At 59.4% G+C, this 8,191-nt stretch carries 9 protein-coding genes; 5 read left to right on the plus strand and 4 right to left on the minus strand.

What is annotated here, in order from left to right; translation table 11 throughout:
• Positions 1 to 201: 201 nt before the first annotated feature.
• Genes NKH30_RS31160 through NKH30_RS31170 form a run of 3 tightly spaced genes read left to right on the plus strand, consistent with a single transcriptional unit; the run spans position 202 to position 3,589 of the window.
• Entirely contained in the window at positions 202 to 870 is a 669-nt protein-coding gene (locus tag NKH30_RS31160) for a vWA domain-containing protein (RefSeq protein ID WP_352997882.1), read from the plus strand.
• Complete coding sequence (locus tag NKH30_RS31165) at positions 870 to 1,667, plus strand: PP2C family serine/threonine-protein phosphatase (RefSeq protein ID WP_352997884.1); 798 nt, start codon at positions 870 to 872, stop codon at positions 1,665 to 1,667. Before NKH30_RS31160 ends, NKH30_RS31165 begins: the two co-directional genes overlap by 1 nt.
• The gene (locus NKH30_RS31170; protein ID WP_352997886.1) at positions 1,664 to 3,589 is read left to right on the plus strand and encodes a helix-hairpin-helix domain-containing protein; all 1,926 of its coding nucleotides are present in this window, start codon (positions 1,664 to 1,666) and stop codon (positions 3,587 to 3,589) included. Before NKH30_RS31165 ends, NKH30_RS31170 begins: the two co-directional genes overlap by 4 nt.
• Before the next feature lie 169 nt (positions 3,590 to 3,758).
• Here the strand turns inward: NKH30_RS31170 and NKH30_RS31175 are convergent, their stop codons facing one another.
• The 4 genes from NKH30_RS31175 to NKH30_RS31190 are packed head-to-tail and all read right to left on the minus strand — an operon-like array spanning position 3,759 to position 6,388.
• The gene (locus NKH30_RS31175; RefSeq protein WP_352997888.1) at positions 3,759 to 4,241 is read right to left on the minus strand and encodes a ubiquitination-like system serine protease family protein; all 483 of its coding nucleotides are present in this window, start codon (positions 4,239 to 4,241) and stop codon (positions 3,759 to 3,761) included.
• Positions 4,238 to 5,632, minus strand: a complete 1,395-nt coding sequence (locus tag NKH30_RS31180) for a HesA/MoeB/ThiF family protein (RefSeq protein ID WP_352997890.1) — start codon at positions 5,630 to 5,632, stop codon at positions 4,238 to 4,240. Before NKH30_RS31180 ends, NKH30_RS31175 begins: the two co-directional genes overlap by 4 nt.
• Positions 5,629 to 6,024 (minus strand): E2/UBC family protein, encoded by a 396-nt coding sequence (locus tag NKH30_RS31185; RefSeq protein ID WP_352997892.1) that lies wholly within the window; start codon positions 6,022 to 6,024, stop codon positions 5,629 to 5,631. The genes NKH30_RS31180 and NKH30_RS31185 overlap by 4 nt, the downstream gene beginning before the upstream one ends.
• 1 nt (position 6,025) lies before the next feature.
• Positions 6,026 to 6,388, minus strand: coding sequence for a multiubiquitin domain-containing protein (locus NKH30_RS31190; RefSeq protein WP_352997894.1), 363 nt, complete (start codon positions 6,386 to 6,388; stop codon positions 6,026 to 6,028).
• 226 nt (positions 6,389 to 6,614) lie between these two features.
• Between NKH30_RS31190 and NKH30_RS31195 the strand changes: the two genes are divergently transcribed.
• Both NKH30_RS31195 and NKH30_RS31200 read left to right on the plus strand, forming a co-directional pair.
• Positions 6,615 to 7,004, plus strand: coding sequence for a helix-turn-helix domain-containing protein (locus tag NKH30_RS31195; protein ID WP_352997895.1), 390 nt, complete (start codon positions 6,615 to 6,617; stop codon positions 7,002 to 7,004).
• Positions 6,997 to 7,857: an ImmA/IrrE family metallo-endopeptidase gene (locus tag NKH30_RS31200; protein ID WP_352997897.1), complete on the plus strand. Its 861-nt coding sequence runs from the start codon at positions 6,997 to 6,999 to the stop codon at positions 7,855 to 7,857. The genes NKH30_RS31195 and NKH30_RS31200 overlap by 8 nt, the downstream gene beginning before the upstream one ends.
• The last annotated feature ends 334 nt before the right edge of the window (positions 7,858 to 8,191 follow it).

The following is an 8,191-nucleotide window of genomic DNA, read 5'->3' on the forward strand; positions in this document are numbered from 1 at the left end:
ACTTTTGGGTGGTTAAATCTCAAGTCAATTGACAGCAGAAACCGAGCATCTGTAGATAGAGAAGGGGATTGAAAAATTGGGGCGGGCAAGCGCATCGACTCGCTTTGCAATTCCGGTTTCAATAATTTTTGGGCGCTACCTGCCGAATGCCGGGAGACCCGGGCTTGCGGGAAGCGATATTTCGGCGGAAAGGCGAGTAAAATGTCCAACCAATTTGATCAGATACCGTTCGGGGCTGCAGAGTTCGCGGATAACCCCGAGCCTCGCTGTCCATGCCTCCTTCTGCTCGACACGTCCTATTCCATGAACGGAGCGCCGATCGACGCGCTCAACCAGGGCCTTGTCGCCTTCAAGGACGAGCTCGCGGCCGACAGCCTGGCGATGAAACGCGTCGAGGTCGCCATCGTCACCTTCGGACCGGTCAACATCGTCGCGCCGTTCCAGACCGCTGATCTGTTTACGCCTAGTACGCTGGCGACCAGCGGCGACACCCCAATGGGTGCGGCGATCGAGCAAGGCCTCGAGATGTTGCGACGTCGCAAAGATGAGTACCGCGCGAACGGCATCTCCTATTACCGCCCCTGGGTCTTTCTGATGACGGACGGCTCGCCCACGGACAGCATCGTTGCTGCCGAACACGCGGTCAAATCCGGCGAGGCGGCAAAGGCGTTTTCGTTCTTCGCCGTTGGCGTCGAGGGTGCCAACATGGACATCCTCGCCAAGCTCTCCACACGCCAGCCGCTGAAGCTAAGCGGCCTCAAATTCCGCGAGCTGTTCTCATGGCTCTCCGCATCGCTGTCGGGCGTCTCGCAGTCGCAGGTCGGACAGACCGTGGCGCTCCAATCTCCCGCGGGTTGGGCCGAGGTGTGATGTCTTGGCGCATAGCGTCGGCTAGCGCCATCGGCACTTCGCATGTCACGGCCGGCAAGCCCTGTCAGGATAATTCGATCCATGCCCTGATCGAGGGCAGGGAAGGTCCAGTCCTCGCGGCCGCCGTCTGCGACGGCGCTGGCAGTGCGGCGCATTCGGAGGTTGGGTCTTGGCTGGCCGGGCAGAACCTGCTGGAACTCATTTTCGTGCACTTCGCAGAGAACGGTGCGCTCGATCAGATCGACCGGCCAAAAGCGTTGGGCTGGGTGACCGAAATTGCCGAGCGCATCGCCGCTCATGCGCGCGCACTCGGGCACGAGGTGCGCGATTATGCATGCACGCTGCTGGTTGCCATCCTCGGCCCCACAAGCGCCGTGTTCTTTCAGGTCGGTGACGGCGCAATGGTCGTTTCGCACGGCAGTGAAGACGGATGGTCCTACGTGTTCTGGCCGCAGCACGGCGAGTTTGCCAACACGACCAACTTCGTCACGTCATCAAATGTCCCGGATGTGCTCGAATTCGAGTTCGCGCCGCGGCGCATTGACGAGGTCGCGCTGTTCTCGGACGGTATCGAGAACCTCGTCTTGCACCAGGCTTCGCGCAGCGTCCATCAGCCCTTCTTCGATACGATGTTCCCGGCCGTCAGACGATCGGCGGTGGCGGGCGAGGACTCTACGCTGTCGGATGGGCTGAAGGCTTATCTGCTTTCGCCGCAGATCTGCGAGAGGACCGATGATGACAAGTCGTTGATCCTGGCCACGAGATCGCCAGCTGAAGCGATGGTGGCCGCAAAATGAATGCCAAGGTCCGCGAGGTGTTCACCCTGCGAGGGGAAGCCCTCAAACTTGGCGAGATCGTCGGCCAGGGCGGCGAGGGCGCCGTCTACGACCTGGCTGCACACAAGAACCATGTCGCCAAAATCTACCACCGGCCGCTCGAGCAGCAGAGGATCGACAAGATCCGTGCGATGGGCAAGATCAAGACCGATTCACTCGAAAAGCTGACGGCTTGGCCGACGGGGCTGGTCTGCTCCAAGGACAGCAAGCCCATCGGGCTGATCATGCCGAAGATCAGCGGTCGCAAGAGCATCCATCAGCTCTACAGCCCCAAAAGCCGCAGAACCGACTTTCAGCGGGTTGATTGGCGATTTCTGACCCGTGTGGCGGCAAACACCGCGAGAGCATTTGCGGCCGTTCACGACAACGCCTGCGTCATCGGCGATGTGAACCACGGCGGTGTGCTGGTTGCGCAGGACGCTACCGTGCGCCTGATCGACTGCGACAGCTTCCAGGTCTCCTATCTGGGCCAGCAATATCTTTGCGAGGTGGGCATCGAGACCTTCACACCGCCGGAGCTGCAGGGCAGATCGTTTTCGGGCATCGTGAGGACGCCCAATCACGACAATTTCGGTTTGGCCGTGATGGTGTTCCTGTTGCTGTTCATGGGAAAACACCCCTTTGCCGGCCGCTACGCGGGAACCGGCGACATGCCGATTTCGAAGGCGATCGAGGAGTACCGCTTTCCGTACGGGGCCAACGCCGCCGCGGTCGGAATGGCGAGGCCTCCGAGTTCCCCCGAACTTGCCATCGTCGGCCCACGACTTACAAAAATGTTTGAGGATGCCTTCTCGCAAAGGGGAACGTCGGCTGGCAGGCCCGTGGCCCGGGACTGGGTGGCTGCCCTGGCGGAACTTGAAGCGAACCTCAAGCAGTGCTCCGCCAATTCCAGCCACTGGTCACTTGGCTCATCGCCGTGCCCTTGGTGCAAAATGGAAAGTGCCACCGGCGTCCCGCTGTTCTCAACCGTTGTTCCCGCCGGCGGGGCGACTCTTTTCGATATCGCCGGATTCCAGCGGCAGGTGGACGCCATCCCGCATCCCGGACCGGTGCCGACCGTCTCCGAGAAGAATGTGACACCCGATCCCAACGCCTTGAAGATCAAGGGGCACGCGCGCCGCACCAACTTCCGGGCCGGAATAGCGGCCGCAGTGGTCGGCGTCGCCGGCTTGATGATGGCGCAGATATGGGTGCTGGGCATCGCCTTGGGGGTCTTTCTGGGACTGAGAGGTCTCCTGAACAGGGACAGTGAGGCTGCGGAATACCGGCGTGTCGCCGCCGAGGCCGCCACCCAATGGAAGAACGCGCAATCCACATGGATGCAGAGGGCCGGGCCGGATGCTTTCGACAGGCAAAAAACGGTCCTCGCCGCGCTCAGGCGCGAATGGGACATCTTGCCTTCCAAACGGGTAGCCAGGATCTCGGAGCTTGAGCGCAACCGCCGTCAGGCGCAGCTGCACCGGTTCCTGGACAACTTTGAAATCTCATCGGCAAAGATCGAGAGCATCGGACCCGGCAAGAAACAGGTGCTAGAGTCGTATGGCATCGAAACAGCGCTCGATGTCGAGAGAAACAAGCTTTACAGCGTGCCCGGATTCGGACCCAAAACCGCGCAGAAGTTGTTGAATTGGCGAAGGTCCGTCGAAGCCCGCTTTGTCTTCGATGCCTCACGAGCGATCGATCCACGCGATATCGCGCAGATTGACCAGGATATTCTCGGCGACCGCAAGCGGCTGCAGGGCGCCTTGATTCTTGGTCTTGAGCAACTCAAGCAGACAAGAGCCCAGATTCTTGCCGCCCGTGAACACAGTCGCCCGGAAATGGAGCGATTGCGGTTGGTATTGGATCAGTCGTCGGCAAACGTTGCCGCGATTTCAGGTTGAGACGGCTAACGCTGGATCGCCAATCAGGCTCGGTGAGTTGTGGCATACCTTCATCACCCTGGTTGCGCGTCAGTGTGAAATACCGATTTCACCTTGTTGGAGGCCTCGACGATTTTTGCCGGCCGGAGCGCTGACTTGAAGAGAGGTGAACGGCGGCTTTGCGCCTTCATTACGGCCGTTCGGGACGTCGTTGGAGCTTCCTATAAGCAGCCCCTAAGACAAGGGCGGCGGTACGTCTGCGCCAGATGCGGAACTCCCGGTGTCCCCTTTTGTGGAGCCTGGACTGGTACCACTCGATCCTCCCGTGTCGGATAAAAAAGTGACTTCCGCATCCGATTTGCCGCCAGACGGAGGGGCTGAGGGTCGCTCTGCCAAAAGGGTCAAAGGTGGCTGACCAGCGTGGACGGATTCGTTGCAGCATGTTGAGTTCGATCCTATCGCCACAACCGCAGGGGCACGTCATGGCGGCTCCCCAATAGCTGCCATCACCGCCAGCAAGATAGACATACCCAGGCACGGGACGATCGGGAAAGTCCTCTACCAGCTCGAAACGCCAAAGCAGCGGGCGGCGAAAGACGCTCCTAAATATCCTTTCGGGCGCGGCGAGCAGCCAAAGCCATGCCGCGACGACAATCGACCAGACTCCTTTCATGAGTAGACCTCGCTCAGTGCAGGCATGCCAAGAAGCGGTTTGCAGTCGCCTCGACCTACCAATTTATCGAACATGCCAGAAGCAGGCCCCTCGGGGCCCCTCATGACCTCACCGCCGACGAAATTGACACGCACGACAGCAAACTCGGCGTTGTCGTCGAGCCGGTAAGGATGGAGACGGGCCAGGAACTCATTTACAGCAATGCTGGCGATTTGCATGTTGATACTAATGACCGCGGGTCGATCCTCGGGCACGCCTCGAATATAACCGCGTGCCACCTGATCGCGGTACGCCTGCGGATCGGTGCGCCTTAGCCCCTCAGCCATTAACTGGTTGTCCGTGTAAACCTTGCGGTCACGGAGCGTCGCGCCATCAGGCTTCAAATAGTGAATCGCGCCGACCGCTTCATCGATTCCGCCACGGCCATCCGCTACGAGCTTCACACCAAGGTCAAAGTAAGGGATCGTGTAGAAGGAGGCGAGGCGATTAAGAAGGGCTCGTCCCTCAACGGTGTCCATGCACCCAAACGCAACATCGCATTCAGCCACGGCTTCAATGGCGCGCGACGTGGCAAGATCAGCGCGGATGATTTCGAGATCCGTGCCAAGCCCCATGGCCGCAATGGCGCGAGCCATCACTTCGACCTTGGGCTTGGCCAAGTAGCTATCCTCGCGCGAGCTGTTCAGGATGCGGTTGAGATTCTTGTCCTCAACCACGTCGGGATCAACGATTACGAGTCGTCCGAAGCCAAGACGCGCGAGCTGCTCAATGACTGGGCTGCCGGTGCCGGAGCATCCGACCACGGCGGCGGACATGGACCTGAGCTTGTTGATCGTTCCGGCGCCGAACATCTGCGCGTGCCGCCGCGCGAACTCCGGAGCGCTGGCAATACTCGACCCGCGCCGAATTGTGATGTCGTCTCCAATGACGGCGATGGAATCCAACATCTGCATACTGCCGTTAGGGAAAGCGGCGCGGCCGAAGAGCTCGCCATCTGGAAGCATCACCGCGCTAGCGTGCGGAAACAGGCTGTCGGTCCAGCCAAAAACGGAATTGAACAGGTCGGCGTCGGACTCGTCATCGAGCGATGAGAAGGCCCCGTAGCCGCCCGGATGGCTGTGAATCTTTAGGATCGCCATATCGTACTTCGCGGCCCTCTCGAGCAACGGGACCAAGCGCTTGGTCGACCATGTCACGCGGTCGGGCCTGCGGACGCTGCACTCGTCGTACGGGATCGGCACCAATTGGTGAACGGTGAGAATGCGAGCCCGCTGGCCACTGCGGCGGCCGCACAGCGCGACCGCAACGGCCTCGCAGCCATCGCCGGGTAGAAGGTGGTTCTTGAGAGCTTCATGCTGGCGTTTGGTGAGCCGCAGCTTGACCGGGATCATTTGTTGAGCTCCCGAGCCAGCCAAGTATCGACCTGCAGCAGGTGGGTGCAGATGCAGTCGACGCCCGGCCGCCAGGGATTCTCCCCGGTACGGTGCCGCGACCACTGCTGGAAGTCCCGCCCGTCGATCTGCGTCAGCGAGAGGTTGTTAACGGTGCGCCCGTTGTTGAGCGAGAGCGGCGGGGCGAAATAGACCATGTCAATCTGTTCATCGGGGTACTTCGGCGGTATCTTCAGTGCGGCGGTCGCGGTGGCCACATTGTAGCCGTCGGGAATCTTGTACCCCGGCAAAATAAGCCACTGGACCTTACCGGCGGCGAGCGCCTCCCACGGTCGCCGGCTGTCGACCAAGCATTCCTCATCTCCCTCAGGGAGCTGAAACTGCTTCCGCATGTCAGCCCTCCGACGGATCAAGCGCGAGGGTCTGGAAACGCTCGACCCGATGGACGTGGAAAACGACCGTCTGTTCGGGAGACACAGGCTGAAAGCCCTCTCCCGGAACCTTCATCGACAGCAAGTATTTGTCGGGCGTCTTGTCGACGAGGCCGAGAATCTGTGTCCCCGTCATCTCCTGCAGCTCGACGACTTTTTTCTCCTTGTCGATGCGCAGGCGGTATCTCTTGGCCTTCTTCGGCTGTTTCCCCTCCTTGGCCTGCTCCTCGAGATCGATGAGCTCTTCGAGTACCTCGACATCCTTCTTGAGCACAGCCACTTCTTCCTTAGGCTCCGCGATCTCGCGGCGTTCGAATTCAGTCATTTCTAAGGTTCCTTTGGTGAGTTAACGTTTCGCCACGCCCGGCATCGGATAGCGAAGGATTCCCTTGCATTTCAACCCGCTGGCGGCCATTGTAGGTCTAGATGAGCAACAGCTGACAGAAGCCAATACGCGTTAAGAAGGCTACCAAAACAATGGCTTACTTGAAGTCTGTTGTCTATCTGGACAACAGCATAGTTGCAGAAAACCGACGAGTCAAGGAGAGATGATGGCCGAGGCAGCCTTTGGCATTTTTTTGAGATTGCTGCGCGAGCGGCGAGACCTATCCCTGCGGGAATTAGGCCGACTAGCCGAGGTGGACCACGCCTACATTCATCGTCTCGAAACAGGGACCAAAGAATCGCCGTCGCCGGAAGTGTTGGGCAAACTCGGGCGGGCTCTAAAGGCCAACAAGCGCGACAGCGAGATCTTGGCCTTGCTGGCAACCCTTTCACAAGTGCCACCCGAGATGGGCGAGTTCCTAGCCTTGGACACGTCAGTCACACCTGTCGAGGTCAAGGCCCTAGCGGGCTTCGCCTTCCGAGGGAAGCGCACGTCCTATCAAGAACTTCTCCAGCGCATTCGTGCATTCTTAGCAGAAGAGGAAGGAAATGGATGAATTCACCGCTGTCATGAAGGCACGGGAGCTGGTCCGGAAGGCTGGCATCTTGTCCGCACCTGTTGATACCAAGGCTTATCTCCCGCACGTCCACGCCAAGCTTAAGGTCGACAAGACCATGGGGGATGGCGAAGCAGGCTCGACCTTCGAGATATCTGGGACCTATTACATCAGCATCAACGGAAACGAGCGACCGGAACGACAGCGCTTCACCACCTGCCATGAGATCGCGCACATTGTGCTGGCGCTACCTTCAGAGCACGTCCATGGCACATGGTGGAGCTATGCAAAGCGTAGTCCGAACGAGATTCTGTGCGATACGTTTGCCGCCGAGCTGCTGCTTCCGCATAAGCTTTTTAAGCCACTCGTCGACGACACTCAATTTGGCTTCAAAGCCATTGGAGGGCTGGCGAAAGATTTCGAAACGTCGCTTACAGCTACAGCGTCGCGATTTGCGACATTGTCAGATGCTCCTTGTGCGTTTGTGTTGAGTGAAGGCGGGTGCGTGAGGTATGCGGTGATGTCCCCCGCTCTGCGCGAAGTCAAGGCGTATGTAGCGCGCGAGCCCCTGCCAGATAATTGCCAAGCCGAGGCCTTAAGGCGAGGGAACCCCTATGAAGGCCCTGCCGAAATACCTGCCGACCTCTGGTTCCAGGACTGGCGAAGGGGCGGAACTTTGGTTGAGGATACGCGCTATTCTTCTGAATGGGACCAGACGTTGACACTTCTCTGGTTCGAAGACGAAGAGGTGCCTGAAGTCAAACGAGACCACGAAGATCGAGCCTCGGACGATGAGGGGTTGGCGGAACTCGACGGAATTCTGCCATGGCCGGGGCGAAAGCGGCGTAGATAGCGGCATTCTCAGTCTGTTTGATCGAACCAACCTTCAAATCCGCACGGGCTTCTGCGCCGTTACGATAGGGCGTCAATCTCTTTTGTTCCCCGTGCCGCTCGCCCAGGTGCGAGAAAAGCCCGAAGCTCCGCTCCGGGAGTATTTTACTTCCCGAAATCCAGTCATAACATGTGCCGCAGCGGTAGATTCGGGGGGGCGGCATGTATCTGTGCGGTGAAGGCATTGATGAGAGTACGCATCCGGTGAAGACCGCAGACGTGCGCATCCGGCAGCCAGGAGAACCTGAGCACCGGAGTGCTGGGGTCAAGCTTTCTTTGGGGAGACGCGATGATAT

This window comes from Mesorhizobium sp. M1273 (genome assembly GCF_040318195.1).
Classification (GTDB): Bacteria; Pseudomonadota; Alphaproteobacteria; order Rhizobiales; family Rhizobiaceae; genus Mesorhizobium.